A 690-nucleotide genomic window follows, 5' to 3' on the forward strand; every position below is an offset into this window, starting at 1 on the left:
AGTTTATTGGCGATCTTCTCAGCCTGCAAACGAAAAGCTGTTCCCGCTTCACGTCGTATACCTTGTGCAACATCAGCTGCATCTGTTGCTAATTTTGCCAATTCATCAAGAATACGGTTTGATCCATTGCGCATAACGTCTTTCCTTAAATTTTAAATTACTAACACACGTATTATAACGTATTTTCATAACATTTAGATATTGCATTTGTTCCTTTTACCTATAAGATTTTATTTACCATAGAGATTTCACTTGAGTCTTTTTACATTCCTTTTACCAACATAAACTTTACCCCTATAAACCAGTGGAAACTTACCATTCTCCTGACTTGACCATCATGTGCTCATCTGTCATTCCTGACCATCATATAACCTCATAAATGTAAAGTGCTTGCTCATGAACGACTTTTCTTGTCCAGCCATTGCTTTTCCATCTTTTCTCAATCCTGTCATTGTCCATTTAGGTCCCATAGCCCTCTATTGGTATGGCCTTGGCTATGTTGTGGGCATTCTTTTTGTTTGGTGGTATGCGCAAAAATTATTAAAAAAACAATCCCTATGGTATGCAAATCACCCTCCTATGGATAAAGAGAAAATAGGAGATTTTGTAGTCTGGTCTGCCATCAGTATTGTTGTTGGTGGACGCTTAGGACAAGTGCTTGTATGGGATCCCATTTATTATTTCAGCCAT

General features: G+C 37.7%; 1 protein-coding gene and 1 pseudogene. One reads left to right on the forward strand and one right to left on the reverse strand.

Annotated features, from left to right (window positions below; translation table 11 throughout):
* A pseudogene (locus tag ACFIO5_RS13630) lies at nt 1–134 on the reverse strand (accessory factor UbiK family protein); the annotation flags it as partial.
* A gap of 262 nt (nt 135–396) precedes the next feature.
* Here ACFIO5_RS13630 and ACFIO5_RS11965 point away from each other — a divergent pair.
* Nucleotides 397–690, forward strand: a 294-nt coding sequence (locus tag ACFIO5_RS11965) for a prolipoprotein diacylglyceryl transferase family protein (protein ID WP_375705529.1), incomplete at its 3' end; no start/stop codon positions are given.

The sequence above is a fragment of the Bartonella sp. AA86SXKL genome, from assembly GCF_042196885.1.